Origin of the sequence: Mycobacterium sp. 852002-30065_SCH5024008 (assembly GCF_001665645.1) — a bacterium.
Taxonomy (GTDB): domain Bacteria; phylum Actinomycetota; class Actinomycetes; order Mycobacteriales; family Mycobacteriaceae; genus Mycobacterium; species Mycobacterium paraffinicum.
Map to the genome: position 1 here is coordinate 133,154 of NZ_LZSZ01000068.1, position 17,674 is coordinate 150,827.

A 17,674-nucleotide genomic window follows, 5' to 3' on the forward strand; every position below is an offset into this window, starting at 1 on the left:
AACCACGCGAATTGCGTGCTATTTTCCGGTTTCGCGCCGGTATTGACACGGGTGGGCCGCGCGGGGTAGACACAAGGCCGCAAGACACATTACGTCAATGTGTCGGATCGTCTGCTCAGGGAGGCCGCCGTGCGGACCACTTTGCCCGCTTCTCTGTTGCACTCCCCCGACTTCTATGCCGGCGATCCGTACCCCGCGTACCGCGAGCTGCGCGCGACGGCGCCGGTGTGCTGGAACGACGTCACCAACTTCTGGGCGCTGTTGAAGTACGAGGACATCCGGTTCGTGTCCACCAACCCGGCCACGTTCACCTCCACCCGGGGCATCACCATTCCCGATCCGCAGATGGGGAACGCGGTGCAGGAAGGCAACCTCATCTTCACCGACCCGCCCCGGCACCGGCAGTTGCGCAAGCTGATCAACTCCGGGTTCACCCGGCGGCGGGTGGCCGTCCTGGAGCCCAAGATCCGCGAGATCGTGCGAGGGATCCTCGACGGCATCGAGCCGGATTCCGTGCACGAGTTCGCCGATGAGATCGCCGCTCCGCTGCCCACCCGAATGATCGCCGAGCTCATCGGCGCGCCCGCCGATGACTGGGAGCAGTTCCGGGCGTGGTCGGACGCGGCCACTGGAACGGCCGACCCGGAGATCGAACTCGACCCGATGGTCGCTATGGGGCAGCTGTACGAGTACTTCCAGAAGCTGATCGCCGCCAGGCGCGTGGACGCGCGCGACGACCTGTTGTCGGTGTTGGCCGGCGCGGAGATCGACGGGGTCCGGCTGACCGATGAAGACCTGCTGAATTTCGCCTACCTGCTGCTGGTGGCCGGCAACGAAACCACACGCAACCTGATCGCGCTGGGCACGCTAGCGTTGATCACGCACCCCGACCAATGCCGCCTGCTGGCCGACGATCCCGCGCTGATACCGGGCGCCGTCGAGGAAATGCTGCGGTGGACCAGCCCCGTCGTGCACATGGCGCGCACCGCGACGACCGACGTCGAGATCCGCGGCCAGCGGATCGCCGAGGGCGATGTGGTCGTGATGCTCTACGGCTCCGCCAACCGGGACGAGGAGATCTTCGGTGCCGACTCCGAGGAGTTCAAGGTGACCCGGCACCCGAATCCGCACATCGCGTTCGGGTGCGGCGAGCATTCCTGTGTCGGTGCGCAATTGGCCAGGCTGGAGGCGTGCGTGATGTTCGACGAGCTGCTGCGCCGCTTCCCCAAGCTCGAGCTGGCGGGTGGGGTGGACCGGATGCGCGCCACCATGGTTCCCGGGGTCAAGCGCATGCCGGTGCGGCTGGGGGCCTGAACCGATGGATTTGGAGTACTCGCCCGAGCAGGAGCGGCTGCGCGCCGAGATCCGCGCCGCGCTGGAACAGGTGATGACGCCCGAACGCAGCCTCGCGCTCAGCGCACGTATGGAGGGCGGCCCCGAAGTGCGCGAGTGCGTGCGGGCGCTGGCCGCGGCCGACCTGCTCGGCGTCGGTTGGCCCAAAAAGTATGGCGGACGCGGGTTCTCGGCGATCGAGCAGTTCATCTTCTCCGAAGAGGCGCAGCGGGTCAACGCCCCGATCCCGCTGGTGACGCTCAACACCGTTGGGCCGACCCTGATGCAGTGCGGCACCGAGGAACAGAAGCAGCAGTTCCTGCCCGCGATCCTCGACGGCAGTGTCGAGTTCGCGATCGGCTACTCCGAGCCCGGAGCGGGTAGCGACCTCGCCTCGCTGCGCACCACCGCGGTCCGCGACGGCGACGAATACGTGATCAACGGCCAGAAGATGTTCACCAGCGGCGCCGCCTACGCCGACTACATCTGGCTGGCCGCCCGCACCGATCCGAATGCCAAGAAGCACAAGGGCATTTCCATCCTGATCGTGCCCACCTCGTCGCCCGGGTTCTCCTGGCAGCCGCTGCACACGATGCCCGGCATCTCCACCTTCTACACGTTCTACGACGACGTGCGGGTCCCGGCCAGCGCGCTGGTGGGTGGTGAGAACCAGGGCTGGCAGCTGATCACCACCCAGTTGAACTTCGAGCGGGCGGCCCTCGGCAACCTCGGGGCGCTCGAGCCGCTGTTCGAGAAGACCCTGGAGTGGGCCGTCAGTACCGACCTCGACGGCGGCCGCGTCATCGACCAGCCGTGGGTGCAGCTCGCCCTGGCCCGGGTTGAGGCCCAAGTCGCCGCCTACAAACTGGTCAACCTTCGCATCAACGCCGCGATGACCAAAGGCGTGCTCAGCATGGGAGAAGCGTCGGCCGCCAAGGTGTTCGGCACCGAGCTGACCCAGCAGGTCGCCCGCCAGCTGCTTGAAGTGCTCGACCACAACGGGGTACGCCAGGGCACCGACGCACCGCTACGCGGCGCGCTGGAAACCGCATACCGATGGGCAGTCATCAATACGTTCGGTGGCGGCGCCAACGAAATCCAGCGTGACATCATTGCCATGGCCGGATTGGGCATGCCGCGAGCTCCCCGTGACCTTCGCGCCACCGCAACATAGGAGGACAGCCGTCAGTGACCGACACAGAAACCGTCAGCGCCAAGGTTAAGGCCCTCGTCGGCCGGCCGACCGGCGGCACCGGAAAGCCCTCGCTGGCCCCGGATCCAGTCAACCAGCCGATGATCCGGCACTGGGCGTACGCGATGGCCGACATGAACCCCGTCTACCTGGACCCGGAGTTCGCCGAGAAGTCGCGGTTCGGCGGCATCGTGTCGCCGCCGGTGATGCTGCAGACCTGGACGATGCCGTCACCGCTCCTGGAGGGCATCGGCGAGCGTGGTGGCGCACCCATCGAAATCAAAAGCAATCCAACGGCATTCCTCGACGAGGCCGGGTACACCAGCACGGTGGCGACCAACTCGGAGTTCGAGATCGAGCGCTACCCGCGACTGGGCGACGTCATCAGCGCGACGACGGTGTACGAATCGGTTTCCGAGGAGAAGAAGACGGCGCTGGGCACCGGCTTCTTCCTGACCTGGCTGACGACCTACACCGACCAGAACGGCGAGGTCCTGGGAAGGCAGCGATTCCGGGTGCTGCGATTCAGGCCGGAGCGCTGATGGCGACCCGCCTGGCGCCGGCCATTACCCCGGACACCGAGTTCTTCTGGAATGGATTGCGGGACAACAAGCTTCTGATCCAACGCTGCGGCGGATGCGGGCAGCTGCGCCACCCGCCGCGCCCGATGTGCCCGCACTGCCGTTCCCTGGACTGGGGCACCGTCGAGTCGTCGGGCCGCGGCACGGTCTACAGCTACGTGATGCCGCACGAGCCGAAGTTTCCGTTCTTCGAGTATCCCTACGTCGTCGTGCTGGTGGAACTCGAGGAGGGCGTGCGGCTGGTGTCCAACCTGACCGGCATCCACCCGGCCGACGTTACAACCGGGATGCCGGTCGAGGTGTACTACCAGAGCTTCGATAACGACCTGGTGCTGCACCAGTTCCGGCCGGCCACCTAGGCGGAACTCATGGACTTCACCTTCACCGAAGAGCAGGAGACCATCTCCAAGCTCGCCCGCGGCCTCCTCGAGCGACGCGCCACGCCAGAGCGCCTGACCGAGTTGGAAGCCGGCGACACCCGCTTCGACGAAGCACTGTGGAAAGAGCTGGCGGCCATCGACCTGCTGGGCACCGCGCTGCCGGAGTCGGTGGGCGGTAACGGCGGCGGCTTCGTCGAGCTCGGGGTACTGCTGGCCGAGGTGGGCTGGGCGGTGGCTCCGGTACCGGCCTGGGCGACGCTGGCGCTGGGGGCCGACCCCATCGCAAGGCACGGCAATCCCGAACAGCAGCAACGCTTTCTGCCGGGCGTCGTCGCCGGAAGCCGCATCCTGACCGCGGGTCTGGCCGAGCCGGGCCGCTCCGACGCGACGACTCCCGCCACCACCGCGCGACGCGACGGCGGCAATTGGCGGCTCGACGGCACCAAGGAGCTGGTTCCGGCCGCCCAACTCGCCGACACCGTGTTGATCCCGGCCGCCATGGACGGCGGTGAGGCCGGCCTGTTCCTGGTGGCGGCCGACGCCCACGGCGTCGAGATCCGGCCGGCGGCGACCACCAACCGCGAACCACACGCGGACGTGTATCTCGACGGCGCAACGGTTTCGGACGCCGACCTGATCGTCGGGACAGGCCTGCTCGAGTCGCTGCACACCCGCGCGCTGGTCGGGCTGTGCGCGATTCAGCTCGGCGTCGCGGAGCGAGCCCTGCGGATCGCGGCCGAATACACCACGGGCCGCGAGCAATTCGGCCGGCCCATCGGCAGCTTTCAGGCCGTGCAGCAGCGGATGGCCGACGCGTTCATCGACGTCGAAGCCATCCGGTGGACCACGTGGCACGCGGCGTGGCTGGTCGCGCACGGGCGGCCGGCCGGCCGCGCCGCGCGCATCGCGAAGTTTTGGGCCGCCGAGGCAGGGGCCCGCGTCGCCGCCACTGCCCAGCACGTCCATGGCGGCATCGGCATCGACGCCACCTATCCCCTGCACCGCTATTTCCTGTGGGCCAAGCACAACGAGCTCACGCTCGGCCCGGCTACCGCACAGCTGGCCCACCTCGGCGCAACGTATTCGGAAGGACATTGATGACGACCACCGCGAGCCGCACCACCACCCTGCGCTGGGCAGACATCTCCGTCGGGGACGGGGTCACCCCGCTCGAGATCCCCATCACCACAACGATGATCGTCGCTGGCGCGATCGCCACCCGCGACTTCATGCCCGTGCACCACGACCGCGACTACGCCAACAAGCAGGGCTCACCGAATCTGTTCATGAACATCCTCACCACCAACGGCTACTGCGTGCGGTTCCTCACCGACTGGGCCGGGCCGGAAGCGATGGTCAAGAAGCTGTCGATCCGCCTTGGCGTGCCGTGCTTTCCGGACGATCCCCTGCGCTTCACCGGCACCGTCACCGGCAAGACAGAAGGCACCGATGGGGAGAACTTCGTCGAGGTGACGTTCAAGGGCTCCAACAGCCTGGGCGATCACGTCTCGGGCACCGCGATCCTGAGCCTGCTCGACGGGACGGCCGCGTGAGCGGCTCGCTGCCCGGTGCCGCGGCCATCGTCGGGATCGGCCAGACCGAGTTCTCCAAGGAATCCGGCCGCAGCGAACTCCAATTGGCGTGCGAGGCGGTCAGCGCCGCGCTCGACGACGCCGGCCTGGCGCCCGGTGACGTCGACGGCATGGTCACGTTCACCATGGACTCCAGCGACGAGATCGACATCGCGCGCAACGTGGGGATCGGCGACCTGAGCTTCTTCTCCCGCGTCCACCACGGCGGGGGCGCCGCCGCCGGCACCGTGGTGCACGCCGCGATGGCCGTCGCGACGGGCGTCGCCGACGTCGTGGTGTGCTGGCGCGCCTTCAACGAGCGGTCCGGTTTCCGGTTCGGTGGCAGCGGACGCAGCATGGCAGAAACACCGTTGTTCATGGCGCACTACGCACCGTTCGGATTGCTGACTCCCGCAGCGTGGGTCGCGATGCACGCCCAGCGCTACATGTCGACGTACGGGGTCACCAACGAGGACTTCGGCCGCATCGCGGTCGTCGACCGCGCGCACGCGGCCCGCAATCCCGATGCCTGGTTCTACCAGCGCCCGATCACGCTGGAAGACCACCAGAATTCGCGTTGGATCGTCGAACCGGTGCTGCGCCTGCTGGATTGCTGTCAGGAAAGCGACGGCGGGGTCGCGCTCGTCGTCACCAGCGCCGAGCGTGCGCGCAACCTGCGCCAGCCGCCGGCGATCATCACCGCGGCGGCCCAGGGCGCGGCCGCCAACGGCGAGATGATGACCAGCTACTACCGCGACGACATCACCGGCCTGCCCGAGATGGGCGTGGTGGCCAACAGGCTGTGGCGCGACTCGGGGCTCAAGCCGCAAGACATCCAAACCGCGTTCATCTACGACCATTTCACGCCGTTCGTATTCACCCAGCTCGAAGAGCTCGGGTTCTGCGGGCGCGGCGAGGCGAAGGACTTCGCCACCGTCGAGCGGCTGTCGCTGGGTGGGGAGTTCCCGATCAACACCAACGGCGGCCTGCTCGGCGAGGCCTACATCCACGGCATGAACGGCATCACCGAGGGGGTGCGCCAGGTGCGCGGCACGTCCTACAACCAGGTCGACAACGTCGAACATGTCTTGGTCACCTCGGGCACCGGGGTACCCACCAGCGGGCTGATTCTGGCGCCGGCCAACTGAGGGAAACGATCATGCCGAAGCTCGCGCTGCTGACCGCCCACGGCGGGCCCATCGAGCTGGCCGAATTTCCGTTGTCCACCCCGGCGCCCGGGACGGCGGCGCTCAAGTTGCGGATGGCCGGCATCTGCGGGTCCGACTTGCACATCTTCCGCGGCGAACTGCCGCTGCCGTGCCCGTTCGCCATGGGTCACGAAATGGTCGGCGAGATAGCCGAACTCGGTGAGGGCCTGACCGCCGACGCGACCGGCAAGCCGCTGGCCGTCGGCGATCGCGTGGTGACACCGTACTTCTGGTTCTGCGGTCAATGCCACGCCTGCGCGCGAGGCCGGTCCTATGCGTGCCAGAACCTGATGGCCGGCGAATACCGGACGCACGATCAGGCGCCGCACTTCGTCGCGGCCTACGGGGAGTACTACTACACCAGCCGGCGCCAACCGCTGTACAAGGTGCCCGACGAGCTGCCCGACACGGCCGTCGCCCCGCTGAACTGCGCTCTGGCGCAGGTGCTTTTCGCGCTGCGGGATGTGCGGCTCGGTGACACGGTCGTCATCCAGGGCGCGGGTGGGCTGGGCATCAACGCCGCGGCCGTGGCCCGCACCGCGGGGGCCGCGGAGGTCATCGTCATCGACAAGATCACCGAACGACTCGACGTCGCCGCCGATTTCGGCGCCACCCACTGCATCGACGCGAGCGTGCTCTCGACCGCGCAAGTCACCGAGCAGGTCCACTGGCGCACCGACGGCATCGGCGCCGACTGGGTGCTCGAGGTCGTCGGTGTGCCGGGCGTCATCCCCGAGGGGATCGGGTTCCTCAACAACGGCGGCACGCTCCTCGAGGTGGGCAACGTCGGCATGGGGCGGACTTTCGAACTGGATCCGAGCGCGCTGGTCTACGGCAACAAATCCGTGCGCGGCGTCATGTTCTACGACCCCGTGACGCTGGCGATCGGCCTGAGCTTCCTGCAGCACACCAGCTTTCCGTTCGACCGCCTGATGCCCGATCCGTTCCATCTGGCCGACGTCAACGACGCCTTCGCCTCGGCCGACGCGGGGCTGGTGCCCCGGGGTGCGTTGGTGCCATGACGACTGAAGCTTCCGCATTGACACAGGCGGCCGATACGCGCGAGCTCATCGTGGAATCCGCATACGCCTGCTTTCGCAAGCAGGGGCTGCAGAAGGCGACGATCGTCGACATCGCCCGGACGGCCGGCGTGTCCCGCAGCACCATCTACGAGTACTTCAGCGACAAGGGCGCCATCATCGAGGCCTGCGCGGAACACGCTTCCGAGTGGTTCTATCGCGAGATGTCCCGAGCCATGGACCGGGGCGGCTCGCTCGAAGAAAAGTTAAGCCAGGCAGCCGTTTTCGTGACCCAGGCTCGGCGGTCCATCGCCTCCGAGAAGTACTTCGACGAGGATGCCGTCAGCCTGTTGCTGACCAAGGACGCCGCCGTGCTGCTGCGCGAATGCGTCGACTTCTTCGCGCCCTACCTGTCGGCCGCCCGCCTGACCGGCGAGGTGCGCAAGGACCTCGACGTCGAGGCCGCCGCGGAATGGTTTGCGCGCATCCTCTTCTCGCTGTTCAGCACGCCGTCCTCGATCCGGGACATGGACGATCCCGAGGTGGCGGCCGAGTTCGTGCGCGCGCATGTGGTGCGCGGTTTCGCGGGTGACCGCCCGCGGCGGCGTTGAGTGTGCGTCCAGGGCGGGAATGGTCGGCGTGTCGCCGCCGGGTGTTCACACTCAAAGCCGTGAGCGCACGGTCGATCGGTCTTGAACATCAACGGCGCTGTTCGGGCCACACGGTTTCGGCGACGTGAACCGGTCGGCCATGGCCGGGCAGCAGGTGTGCGACCGGTAGTTTTTCGAGACGCCTGCGGGTGGCGGCGGCGCTCGCCGGGTCGACGATCTCCGGTGTGTGCCAAACCTTGCCGCGAACGGTCAGCACGGCGTCGCCGGACAGCAGCGTTCGGGTCGTCGAATTCCACAGCGCGATGCTGTCGTCGGTGTGTCCGCCCGCGTTGATGACGGTCCAATCCGGCGCGCCGGGCAGCGGCTGGTCGTCGGCAAGGCCACCGCTTGGGGATTGCCCCGTCCAGCGCATGCCGGCCGGCGTGCCGTATCCCGCCACCCGGGCGCCGCTGAGCAGCCCCGCCACACCGATGCGATCGAGCGGCTGGTCGATCAGGGTGGGCCAGATACGTGCGGCGCGGGCCGGCGTCGGCGTGCGCGGCTTGGCTCCGCCCAGATAGGTAAGTGTGCGGGCGGGCAACCAGATTGGTGCGCGATAGCGGGCCGTCAGTTCCGCCGCGCCGGCGACATGATCGCTGTGCCCATGAGTCGCCACCACGGCATGCACGGTGCCGACATGACCCAGAACGGGCGCCAGATCGCTGGCGACCCGCGGCAGTCCGGCGTCGACGACCACCGCGCCGTCGCCGCCGTGCAGGACGTAACAGTTGAAGACCCAGCGCGAGACCCGGGTGATACCGAGATCGGGCATCTCCTCGATGACCAGGCTCATGGCCGGAAGGCTACGCCGCTCAGTGACCGCGCTGCGCCAGCGCGCGCAAGAAGAACGTCAGGTTGGCGGGCCGCTCGGCCAACCGGCGCATGAAGTAGCCGTACCACTGGGTGCCGAACGGCACGTAGACGCGGACGTGGTTGCCGGATGCGGCCAGCCGCCGCTGTTCGACCTCGCGGATGCCGTACAGCATCTGGTACTCGAAATCGGTTGCTCCCCGGCCAGATTCGCGTGCCAGCGCGGGCACCGCCTCGATGATCGCCGGGTCATGGGAGGCCACCATCGGGTAGCCCGAGCCGGCCATCAAGACCCGCAGGCAGCGCAGGTACGCATCGGTCACCGCGGCGGGATCGCGGTAGGCCACCGCGGCCGGTTCGTCGTAGGCGCCCTTGCACAGCCTGATCCGCGCCCCGGACGCCGCGAACTCCTCGCAGTCGTCGAGCGTGCGCCGGAGGTAGGCCTGCAAAGCCACGCCCAGCCAAGAGAATTCGCACCGCAGGTCGCGCACGATTGCCTGCGTCGAGTCCGTCGTTGTGTGGTCTTCGGCGTCCACCGTCACCCAGACGCCCGCCCGCTGCGCCGCTTGGCAGATCACGAAGGCGTTTTCCCGGGCGACCTTCTCACCGTTGCGATCCAGCGACTGTCCCAGGGCCGACAGCTTCAGCGACACCTCGAGCGGGCGGACGGCGGCGTTGTCGCCGAAGCGGGCCAGGTGGTCGATCAGGTCCAAATAGACGCGCACCGCCGCACCGGCGTCGTCGGCGGCGGTGACGTCCTCGCCCAGGTAGTCGACGCTGACATGGCGGCCCGAAGAGCGAAGGGCCGCAACGCTGTCCAGCGCGCTGTCGATCGTCTCGCCGGGCACGAAGCGGTGCACCACGCGACGGGTGACCGGCAGCCCTTCGGCGGCCCGGCGCAACCCCGGTCGCCGGCTGGCGGCCATGATCGCGGGCCGAATGGTGCTGGCGAACACGCCGCCCATCAGTCGGCCGCCATGTGCGGGTAGGTGTGGTGGGTCGCCGGGACGAACGTCTCCTTGATGGTGCGGGCCGACGTCCAGCGCAACAAGTTCAGCACCGACCCGGCCTTGTCGTTCGTCCCCGAGCCGCGCGATCCCCCGAACGGCTGACGTCCGACGACCGCGCCGGTCGGCTTGTCGTTGACGTAGAAGTTCCCCGCGGCGAAGCGCAGGCGGTCCTGGGCGGCCAGCACGGCGTCGCGGTCGTCGGCGATGACCGCGCCGGTCAGCGCGTACCGCGACCCGGTGTCGATCACGTCCAAGATCCGCTCGTAGTCGTCGTCGGGATAGACGTGCACCGACAGCAGCGGACCGAAATACTCGGTGGCAAACGCTTCGTCGGTCGGGTCATCGGAGAGCAACACCGTGGGGCGGACGAAATAGCCGACGCTGTCGTCGTATTCGCCGCCGACGGCGATGGTGACATGGGCCGCGCTCTTGGCTCGCTCGAGGGCGTCGACGTTCTTGATGAACGCACGCCGGTCGATCAGCGCGCCGCCGTAGTTGGTCAGGTCGGTGACGTCGCCGTAGCGCAGCGCAGCGGTCTGGCCCAGGAAGTCGTCGCCCATCCGACGCCACACCGAATGTGGGACGAACGCCCGCGACGCCGCCGAGCACTTCTGCCCCTGGTAGTCGAACGCGCCGCGAATGAGCGCGGTGCGCAGTACATCCGGCCGTGCCGAGGGGTGTGCCACCACGAAGTCTTTGCCACCGGTCTCGCCGATCAGCCGCGGATAGCTTTGGTAACGGCCGATATTGGCGCCGACCTGCTGCCAGAGGTGCTGGAAGGTGGCCGTCGACCCGGTGAAGTGGATGCCGGCGAGCCGCGGGTCGGCCAGGGCCACGTCGGAAACCGCGAAGCCGTCGCCGGTGACGAGGTTGATCACACCGGGCGGCAGCCCCGCGGCCTCGAGCAGCTGCATGGTCAGATAGGCGGACAGCGTCTGGGTGATCGACGGCTTCCACACGACGGCGTTGCCCATCAGCGCGGGCGCGGTCGGCAGGTTGCCGGCGATCGAGGTGAAGTTGAACGGCGTGATCGCGTAGACGAATCCGTCCAACGGGCGGTAGTCGCTGCGATTCCACTCCCCCGGTCCGCTGATCGGCTGCTGCGCCAGGATCTGACGCGCGAACGCCACGTTGAACCGCCAGAAGTCGATCTGTTCGCAGGGCGAGTCGATCTCGGCCTGGTAGACGGATTTGGATTGGCCCAGCATCGTCGCGGCGGCGATCTTCTCCCGCCACGGCCCGGCCAGCAGGTCGGCGGCGCGCAAGAAGACGGCCGCGCGCTCGTCGAACGGCATCGCCGCCCAGGCAGCTTTCGCGGCCATTGCGGCGTCGATCGCCGCCGCCGCGTCGGCGTGGACGGCGTTCGTCAGGGTGCCCAGCTTGGCGGCATGCCGGTGCGGCTGGACGACGTCGATGCGTTCACCGTCGCCCATCCGGTGCGTACCGCCGATGACGTGCGGGAGGTCGATGGGGTGATCGGCGAGGGCGGCCAATTCGGCGCGCAGCCGGGCGCGTTCCGGGGAGTGCGGCGCATAGTCGTGGACCGGCTCGTTGGCCGGCAGCGGCACCTGGGTTATCGCGTCCATGCTGCCAGGATCCTCGCCGCGGCTACCCGCGGAGTTAGCCGATCGGACAAGACTACGGCTGTACGGTAGTACGATCGGACAATGGCGGGTGTGGGGCTGGGTCAGCTGTTGCTCGCGCTGGACGCGACCCTGGTCCGCCTGGTGGACGCGCCGCGGGGCCTGGACCTTCCGGTGGGCTCGGCGGCGTTGATCGACAGTGACGACGTGCGGCTTGGGCTGGCGGCGGCCGCGAGCTCGGCCGACGTGTTCTTCCTGCTGGGCGTGGCCGACGACGAGGCGCTGCGATGGATGGACAAGCAGGCCCGCGAGCGCGTTCCGGTGGCGATCTTCGCCAAGGAGCCGTCCGCCGCGTTGGTGAGCGCGGCGGTCGGCACGGGGTCGGCGGTGGTCGCCGTCGAGCCGCGGGCCCGCTGGGAGCGGCTCTACCAGTTGGTCAACCACGTGCTGGAGCATCACGGGGACCGCGCCGACGCGGCGGAGGACTCGGGCACCGACCTGTTCGGTTTGGCGCAGTCGCTGGCCGACCGCATCCACGGCATGGTCAGCATCGAAAACGCCCAATCGCACGTGCTGGCCTATTCGGCATCCAACGACGAAGCCGACGAGCTGCGCCGCCTTTCCATCCTGGGGCGGGCGGGGCCGCCCGAGCATCTCGAATGGATCGGCCAGTGGGGCATTTTCGATGCGCTGCGGGCGAGCGATCAGGTGGTGCGCGTGGCCGAGCGTCCGGAGTTGGGGCTGCGGCCGCGGCTGGCCGTCGGGATCTACCAGCCCGCGGTGGATGCGCGGCGGCCCCCATCGTTCGCCGGCACGATCTGGGTGCAGCAGGGCGCGCAACCGCTGGCCGACGACGCCGAGGCGATGCTGCGCGGCGCGGCGGTACTGGCCTCGCGCATCATGGCGCGGTTGGCGGCCCGCCCCTCCACGCACGTGCGGCGGGTGCAACAGCTGTTGGGCCTGATCGACGGCGAGCCCGACGCGGCCGCCGTCGCACGCGAACTCGGCCTCGCCGCCGACGGCGACGCCGCGCTGATCGGCTGGGACGCAGCGGACACCCCAGCGGACAGCGCGCCCCGTCAGGCACGCTTGGCCGACGTAATGGCGCTGAGCGCCAGTGCTTTTCGGCGGGATGCCCAGATCGCCTCGCGTGGATCACGAATCTATGTGCTGCTGCCCCAGACGCAGACCCGCTCGGTCACCTCGTGGGTCCGCGGCACCATCGCGGCGATGCGCTCCGAGCTGGGGGTGCAGCTGCGGGCCGCCATCGCCGCCCCCGTCGCCGGCCTCGCCGGGGTCGCGGCCGCGCGCACCGAGCTGGACCGCGTACTGGACAGCGCTGCGCGCCATCCTATTTCGATTCCGCAGGTGACATCGCTGGCCGAGGCGCGTACCACCGTCTTGCTCGACGAGGTCCTCACCCTGGTCGGCCGCGAAGAACGATTGGTCGATCCGCGGATCGTCGAACTGCGCGCGCGAGAGCCGGTACTGGCCGAGACCCTGCGGGTGTATTTGGACAGCTTCGGCGACATCGCCGCCGCCGCGCAGTCGCTGCACGTGCATCCCAACACGGTCCGCTACCGCGTGCGGCGCATCGAGAAGTTGATGTCGACTTCGCTGGTCGATCCCGAGGTGCGGCTGCTGTTTTCGCTGGGATTGCGACTCCCGGGTGCACCGTGGCGGGAGGCGGTAACCTAACGTCCATGTCGAGCGCGTCCGTGGTGTCACTGCTGCGTGAACGCGCGGGTCTGCAGCCCGACGACGTCGCCTTCCGGTATACCGACTACGAACAGGATTGGGCCGGCGTTACCGAGACGTTGACGTGGGCGCAGCTGTACCAGCGCGCCCTGAACGTCGCGCACGAGCTCAAGCGGCACGGCGCCGTCGGGGACCGGGCCGTGATCCTCGCTCCCCAGGGCCTGGCCTACATCGTGGCGTTCCTGGGGGCGATGCAGGCCGGGCTGATCGCGGTGCCGCTGTCCGTGCCGGCGGCGGGCTCGCACGACGAACGGGTGAGCGCCGTCCTGGCCGACACCACGCCCACCGTCATCCTCACCACGTCCACGGCCGTCGAAGCCGTCACCGAGTACTTTCACCAGCCGGGATCGGCCCCGGCCATCGTCGAGGTCGACGCCCTGGATCTGGACGACGCCAGCGCGCCGAGCGTCCGGATCAGCGGCGCTCCCGAAACGGCGTACCTGCAGTACACGTCGGGCTCGACCCGGCTTCCCGCCGGGGTGATGATCTCGCACCGAAATCTTCAGGTGAACTTCCAGCAGCTGATGCTCGACTTGTTCCCGGACTCGAATGGCATGGCGCCACCCGAGACCACCATCGTGTCGTGGTTGCCCTTCTATCACGACATGGGCTTGATGCAAGGTGTCATCATCCCGATCCTGAGCGGTTACCCCTGCGAGTTCACCAGTCCGATCGCTTTCCTGCAGCGTCCGGCGAGGTGGATCCAAGCGCTGGCCAAACCCAGCCCCCGCTTCTCGGCGGGACCGAACTTCGCCTTGGAGCTGGCCCTCCGGAAGACAACCGACGCCGACATGGCCGGACTTGATCTCGGCAACGTGCTGGGCATCGTCAGCGGTGCCGAACGAATCCACCCCACCACCCTGGACCGGTTCTGCAATCGATTCGCCCCGTACAACTTTCGCGATCACATGATGCGCCCGTCCTACGGTCTGGCGGAGGCGACCGTCTATGTCGCCACCCGCAGTGTGAGAGGCGCACCAGCAGTCGTTCACTTCGAACCCGAGAAGCTGTCGGAGGGCAGCGCGGAACGTTGCTCAGCTGGGACCGGCGTACCGCTGCTCAGTTACGGCATGCCGAAGTCGCCGACGGTGCGGATCGTGGACCCCGACACGAGCATCGAACTTCCCGCCGGAACGGTCGGGGAAATCTGGGTGCACGGCGATAACGTCGCCGAGGGCTATTGGCGCAAGCCGGACGAAACGCAGGACACCTTCGCTGGAAAGCTGGCCGACACGTCGCCGGGCACACCCGAGGGGCCGTGGCTGCGCACCGGCGATCTCGGCTTCGTCTCCGAAGGAGAGATGTTCATCGTCGGCCGAATCAAGGACTTGCTGATCGTCTACGGGCGCAACCACTATCCCGAGGACATCGAGTCGACGGTCCAGGGGATCACCGGGGGCCGGGTTGCGGCGATCTCCGTCCCGGTGGACGAGACCGAAAAGCTGGTGACCATCATCGAATTGAAGCAGCGCGATGATTCCGACGAGGAGGCGCTACACCGGCTTGCCATCGTCAAAAACGATGTCACCGCAGCGATTTCGAGCGCGCACGGCCTCAATGTCGCCGACCTCGTCTTGGTGTCACCGGGGTCGATTCCCACCACGACGAGCGGCAAGATCCGGCGGGCCGCCTGCGTAGAGCAATACCGCCGGCAGCAGTTCACCCGGCTGGACGCCTGAACGGCGTTAGTTCCGGCTAGGGTTGCGCTTCGGCAAGGAAGCGGTCCACCACGTCGGGACCGGTGGAGTGCAGCGCGATGGACAACTCCAACAGCCTGTCCTTTACCTTCTTGGGCAGCAATTCGATGGACTTAGTGGTGGCGGAGTCGTATTTGGCCCCCGGGAAGCGTTGCAGCACAATGTCCTTCTGCGCTTCGGTGGTGTAGATCTCCAACAGCTTCATACCGGCGAAGGCATCCTTGGCCGAGTCGGCCATTCCGGCGCGCGCCAGCGCCTCGAGCCGTTCCTCGTTGATCCACACGTTGACCTTGATCTGCTTCTCGGCACCGCTCATGAGGTGGCTTCCTCCAACCGGTTCAGCGTGAACACCGGCAGCCTGTCCTTCAGGTAATCCTCGGTCACGAACGGCGAGCCCTGGCCGTATTTGGCGGCGGAGTCCAAGACCACCTCGAACACCTCGTGGCGCATGACCTGCTGGGTGGGCTTCACCTCGTCGGTGAGGATGCTACGGATCAGGCTGCCGCTGAAGCTTTGCGCCTGGGAGTCGTGACCGCACAACGCGGAGTTGGTCACCTCCCGGCATTCCGGGCAGTACCAGTTCTCCCGCAGGAACACCGGTTTGATGCCCAGCTCCGACCGGTGTTGCTGCAGCAGGTTCTGCGAGTCATACGGGTCGTAGAAGTCGCCGACGCCGGCGTGGTCGCGGCCGAACATGTGGTGCGTGCAGCCAAGATTCGTCCGCAGGATCGCGTGGAAGATCGCCTCGCGGGGCCCCGCGTACCGCATGTCCCACAGCGTGAAGGTCACCTTGTGCACGTCCTCGCGGAAGTACCCGCTCTTCCTCAGCTCGTCCTGCGCCAGCAGGATGGCCTCGTCGATGTAGTCCCCCACCCGCTTCTGCCCGATGATGGCGTTGACGAGCACGCCGGTGTTGAGGTTGTCGACGGGCATGTCTTCGTTCGCGGCCAGCCACGCCTGCTTCATCAGCGCCTCGTGGCCGGTGTGGGGGACGTTGCGGGTCTGGTGGGCGACGACGTGCTTCCAGTCCTTGTCTGCCAGCGCATCGCGGTGCTGCCTGGGCGTGAGCCAGAAGCTCTTGAAGGGCTCGTTGAACACCGGCTCGTTGATGAGCGTGACGTCACCGGCGATGAACCGGTTCGCGTACGCGAGCGCCTTCTTCACACCCGGGTGCCTGGGATCGGTTGTACCGTACGTCTTCTCGGCGAAGCGCTGCAGGTCGTACTCGTAGATCTCGGTGACGTCGAGGATCGCGATCGGTGCGCCGAGGTACTCCAGCACGACGCTGCCGCCCTCGTTGACCCCCAGCTTCTCGACCTCGTCGGACGACAGGTCGAACACGATCGGGATGCTCCACAGCGTTCCGTCCGGGAGCCGCAATTTGTCCAGGGTTCCATCGACCTCTTGCCGGCCCATGAAACCCGACAGTGGGGTGAAGAACCCGTAGGACAGGCTGATCACTTCGTGCGCGGTCGCCTTGGAAATCGGCACGCGCGGCAGGCCTTTGATCTGTCCGGCGGCGCCGTCCGTGGACACTCTTTCCACGATCGGTTTCCCGTTGTGACCGTGATAGTTCATCTCATGACCTCGCTTCGCGGTGTGGGTCGAACCCTCGGGCGGCAGCGGCGCGGGCGGGAATGACGCCCTCCTTCTCGAGATGCGAGACCACTTCCTCGGCCAGCGTGTCCGCCTCCTTCGTGCCACCCTCGAGCCGCAGCTCCGGGCTCAGCGGCGCTTCGTACGGATCGTCGATTCCGGTGAAACCCCGAATCTCACCGGCGCGAGCCTTCTTGTACAAGCCTTTCGGATCACGCTGCTCGCAAATCTCGATCGGCGTATCGACGAAGATCTCCAGGAAATCGCCCTCGGCGAGGGTGGCGCGAACCGCGTCGCGATCGTGCCGGTACGGGCTGATGAATGCCGTCAAGGTGATGACCCCGGCGTCGCAGAACAACTTCGCGACCGCGCCGAGGCGCCGGATGTTCTCCTCGCGGTCCTCGGCGGAAAACCCCAGACCGAACCGCTTCGCGAACTCGACTCCGTGGCGCTCTTCGAGGAGAGTCGGGCCCGCGTTGAGCCCGTGGCGGACGTTGTCGCCGTCCAGCAGGTAGCTCCGCACGCCGCGCTCGTACAGCTTCTGCTCGACGATGTTCGCGACCGTGCTCTTACCGCTGGCGCTCAGCCCGGTGAACCAGATAACGCAGCCCTTGTGGCCGTTGAGCCGTTCGCGCGCCTCGCGAGAGATCTGGTGGTCGTGCCAGGTGATGTTGTCGGACATCCTCAGCTCCTCGTCGGCTTTTCACGCCTCATCGGTACGTGGCCCGTGGTCCTCTCAACCGGCGCCCCGCCGCGCTCATTCCTGGCAACGCCCGTGCGCGGCATCGCCTACGAGTAAAACCGGACTTCGGCAAGTCTACAAGTTAAGATGGTCAGTTTAGGGTGGTTTTCGGGGTCGCGTTGCGGCACTCGGCGATCCGGGGCAGGGCCGGCGCCGGCACCCACCAGCCGGACGGTGGCGGCGCGTCGTGGATCGGGTAGTGCGTGGTCCGCGGCAGCGGCAGCTCGCCGTCGGCCGTGCGTTGGTACACGGTGGTCAACAGGCGGCGAACGGTCTCGGAGTGGCTGAACGTCAGCAACGCCACGTCGACCGCGAACAGGGACAGGTCGCCTCGGAAAGGAATCAGCCCGAGGTGGGTGTCGCGAGATGTCGCGCTTGCAACAGCTACGTCGTCGGCGAACTTGGCGCGGCGCGAGACGTAGACATGCTCAATCCCCATGTCCCGCAGCGATTGCCGGCGCTGCGGGTTGCTCGCGGTCGCAAAGGTCTCGCAATCCGCGGCCGGGGCGATCGCGATTCGCAGAGAGATCCGGCCACTTTTGCCC

Annotated in this window: 17 protein-coding genes and 1 pseudogene; 11 read left to right on the forward strand and 7 right to left on the reverse strand. The window is 67.6% G+C overall.

From position 1 onward, the window contains the following. The first annotated feature begins 129 nt into the window (after nucleotides 1–129). Genes A5781_RS08660 through A5781_RS08700 form a run of 9 tightly spaced genes read left to right on the forward strand, consistent with a single transcriptional unit; the run spans nucleotide 130 to nucleotide 7,894 of the window. Complete coding sequence (locus A5781_RS08660; protein WP_067203816.1) at nucleotides 130–1,314, forward strand: cytochrome P450; 1,185 nt, start codon at nucleotides 130–132, stop codon at nucleotides 1,312–1,314. Between the two features lie 4 nt (nucleotides 1,315–1,318). Next, nucleotides 1,319–2,506 (forward strand): acyl-CoA dehydrogenase family protein, encoded by a 1,188-nt coding sequence (locus A5781_RS08665; protein WP_067203817.1) that lies wholly within the window; start codon nucleotides 1,319–1,321, stop codon nucleotides 2,504–2,506. Nucleotides 2,507–2,520: 14 nt separating this feature from the next. Then, a complete protein-coding gene (locus tag A5781_RS08670) occupies nucleotides 2,521–3,066 on the forward strand; it encodes a MaoC family dehydratase N-terminal domain-containing protein (protein ID WP_067203818.1) in 546 nt (181 codons plus the stop codon). Next, entirely contained in the window at nucleotides 3,066–3,464 is a 399-nt protein-coding gene (locus A5781_RS08675) for a Zn-ribbon domain-containing OB-fold protein (RefSeq protein WP_067203819.1), read from the forward strand. Before A5781_RS08670 ends, A5781_RS08675 begins: the two co-directional genes overlap by 1 nt. A 9-nt stretch (nucleotides 3,465–3,473) precedes the next feature. Further along, nucleotides 3,474–4,583, forward strand: coding sequence for an acyl-CoA dehydrogenase family protein (locus A5781_RS08680; protein WP_067203820.1), 1,110 nt, complete (start codon nucleotides 3,474–3,476; stop codon nucleotides 4,581–4,583). Beyond that, a complete protein-coding gene (locus A5781_RS08685) occupies nucleotides 4,583–5,038 on the forward strand; it encodes a MaoC family dehydratase (protein ID WP_067203821.1) in 456 nt (151 codons plus the stop codon). Before A5781_RS08680 ends, A5781_RS08685 begins: the two co-directional genes overlap by 1 nt. Further along, nucleotides 5,035–6,204, forward strand: coding sequence for a lipid-transfer protein (locus tag A5781_RS08690; protein WP_067203822.1), 1,170 nt, complete (start codon nucleotides 5,035–5,037; stop codon nucleotides 6,202–6,204). The genes A5781_RS08685 and A5781_RS08690 overlap by 4 nt, the downstream gene beginning before the upstream one ends. Before the next feature lie 11 nt (nucleotides 6,205–6,215). Then, nucleotides 6,216–7,286 carry a zinc-binding dehydrogenase gene (locus tag A5781_RS08695; RefSeq protein WP_067203823.1) on the forward strand — a complete coding sequence of 357 codons (1,071 nt, stop codon included), beginning with the start codon at nucleotides 6,216–6,218 and terminating at the stop codon, nucleotides 7,284–7,286. Further along, nucleotides 7,283–7,894 carry a TetR/AcrR family transcriptional regulator gene (locus A5781_RS08700; RefSeq protein WP_067203824.1) on the forward strand — a complete coding sequence of 204 codons (612 nt, stop codon included), beginning with the start codon at nucleotides 7,283–7,285 and terminating at the stop codon, nucleotides 7,892–7,894. Before A5781_RS08695 ends, A5781_RS08700 begins: the two co-directional genes overlap by 4 nt. Nucleotides 7,895–7,982: 88 nt before the next feature. Here A5781_RS08700 and A5781_RS08705 read toward each other — a convergent pair whose 3' ends face one another. From A5781_RS08705 to pruA, 3 genes are read right to left on the reverse strand one after another with little or no spacing between them, the layout of a single operon-like run. Continuing rightward, complete coding sequence (locus A5781_RS08705) at nucleotides 7,983–8,726, reverse strand: MBL fold metallo-hydrolase (protein ID WP_067203825.1); 744 nt, start codon at nucleotides 8,724–8,726, stop codon at nucleotides 7,983–7,985. 19 nt (nucleotides 8,727–8,745) lie between these two features. Further along, nucleotides 8,746–9,708 carry a proline dehydrogenase family protein gene (locus A5781_RS08710; RefSeq protein ID WP_067203826.1) on the reverse strand — a complete coding sequence of 321 codons (963 nt, stop codon included), beginning with the start codon at nucleotides 9,706–9,708 and terminating at the stop codon, nucleotides 8,746–8,748. After that, nucleotides 9,708–11,339 carry an L-glutamate gamma-semialdehyde dehydrogenase gene (gene pruA / locus A5781_RS08715; RefSeq protein WP_067203827.1) on the reverse strand — a complete coding sequence of 544 codons (1,632 nt, stop codon included), beginning with the start codon at nucleotides 11,337–11,339 and terminating at the stop codon, nucleotides 9,708–9,710. Before pruA ends, A5781_RS08710 begins: the two co-directional genes overlap by 1 nt. 81 nt (nucleotides 11,340–11,420) lie before the next feature. Here pruA and A5781_RS08720 point away from each other — a divergent pair, with 81 nt between their 5' ends. Then, entirely contained in the window at nucleotides 11,421–13,034 is a 1,614-nt protein-coding gene (locus A5781_RS08720; RefSeq protein WP_067203828.1) for a CdaR family transcriptional regulator, read from the forward strand. 5 nt (nucleotides 13,035–13,039) lie between these two features. Next, entirely contained in the window at nucleotides 13,040–14,773 is a 1,734-nt protein-coding gene (gene fadD21, locus A5781_RS08725) for a fatty-acid--AMP ligase FAAL21/FadD21 (RefSeq protein WP_067203829.1), read from the forward strand. 16 nt (nucleotides 14,774–14,789) lie between these two features. Here fadD21 and A5781_RS08730 read toward each other — a convergent pair whose 3' ends face one another. The 4 genes and pseudogenes from A5781_RS08730 to A5781_RS08745 form a co-directional block, all read right to left on the reverse strand. Then, nucleotides 14,790–15,107, reverse strand: coding sequence for a hypothetical protein (locus A5781_RS08730; protein WP_067203830.1), 318 nt, complete (start codon nucleotides 15,105–15,107; stop codon nucleotides 14,790–14,792). Beyond that, nucleotides 15,104–16,369 carry a sulfate adenylyltransferase gene (gene sat, locus A5781_RS08735; RefSeq protein WP_067203831.1) on the reverse strand — a complete coding sequence of 422 codons (1,266 nt, stop codon included), beginning with the start codon at nucleotides 16,367–16,369 and terminating at the stop codon, nucleotides 15,104–15,106. Before sat ends, A5781_RS08730 begins: the two co-directional genes overlap by 4 nt. Nucleotide 16,370: 1 nt before the next feature. After that, complete coding sequence (gene cysC, locus A5781_RS08740) at nucleotides 16,371–17,069, reverse strand: adenylyl-sulfate kinase (RefSeq protein WP_067203832.1); 699 nt, start codon at nucleotides 17,067–17,069, stop codon at nucleotides 16,371–16,373. Nucleotides 17,070–17,275: 206 nt separating this feature from the next. Beyond that, nucleotides 17,276–17,673 (reverse strand): annotated as a pseudogene (locus A5781_RS08745) (hypothetical protein); the annotation flags it as partial. Nucleotide 17,674: the final 1 nt, after the last annotated feature.

Bases quoted from the DNA above. Each gene is read 5' to 3' on its own strand.
- A5781_RS08665 (WP_067203817.1), top strand. From the start codon at position 1,319: ATGGATTTGGAGTACTCGCCCGAGCAGGAGCGGCTGCGCGCCGAGATC.
- A5781_RS08675 (WP_067203819.1), top strand. From the start codon at position 3,066: ATGGCGACCCGCCTGGCGCCGGCCATTACCCCGGACACCGAGTTCTTC.
- A5781_RS08680 (WP_067203820.1), top strand. From the start codon at position 3,474: ATGGACTTCACCTTCACCGAAGAGCAGGAGACCATCTCCAAGCTCGCC.
- A5781_RS08685 (WP_067203821.1), top strand. From the start codon at position 4,583: ATGACGACCACCGCGAGCCGCACCACCACCCTGCGCTGGGCAGACATC.
- A5781_RS08695 (WP_067203823.1), top strand. From the start codon at position 6,216: ATGCCGAAGCTCGCGCTGCTGACCGCCCACGGCGGGCCCATCGAGCTG.
- A5781_RS08700 (WP_067203824.1), top strand. From the start codon at position 7,283: ATGACGACTGAAGCTTCCGCATTGACACAGGCGGCCGATACGCGCGAG.
- A5781_RS08705 (WP_067203825.1), bottom strand. From the start codon at position 8,726: ATGAGCCTGGTCATCGAGGAGATGCCCGATCTCGGTATCACCCGGGTC.
- A5781_RS08710 (WP_067203826.1), bottom strand. From the start codon at position 9,708: ATGGGCGGCGTGTTCGCCAGCACCATTCGGCCCGCGATCATGGCCGCC.
- pruA (WP_067203827.1), bottom strand. From the start codon at position 11,339: ATGGACGCGATAACCCAGGTGCCGCTGCCGGCCAACGAGCCGGTCCAC.
- A5781_RS08720 (WP_067203828.1), top strand. From the start codon at position 11,421: ATGGCGGGTGTGGGGCTGGGTCAGCTGTTGCTCGCGCTGGACGCGACC.
- fadD21 (WP_067203829.1), top strand. From the start codon at position 13,040: ATGTCGAGCGCGTCCGTGGTGTCACTGCTGCGTGAACGCGCGGGTCTG.
- A5781_RS08730 (WP_067203830.1), bottom strand. From the start codon at position 15,107: ATGAGCGGTGCCGAGAAGCAGATCAAGGTCAACGTGTGGATCAACGAG.
- sat (WP_067203831.1), bottom strand. From the start codon at position 16,369: ATGAACTATCACGGTCACAACGGGAAACCGATCGTGGAAAGAGTGTCC.
- cysC (WP_067203832.1), bottom strand. From the start codon at position 17,069: ATGTCCGACAACATCACCTGGCACGACCACCAGATCTCTCGCGAGGCG.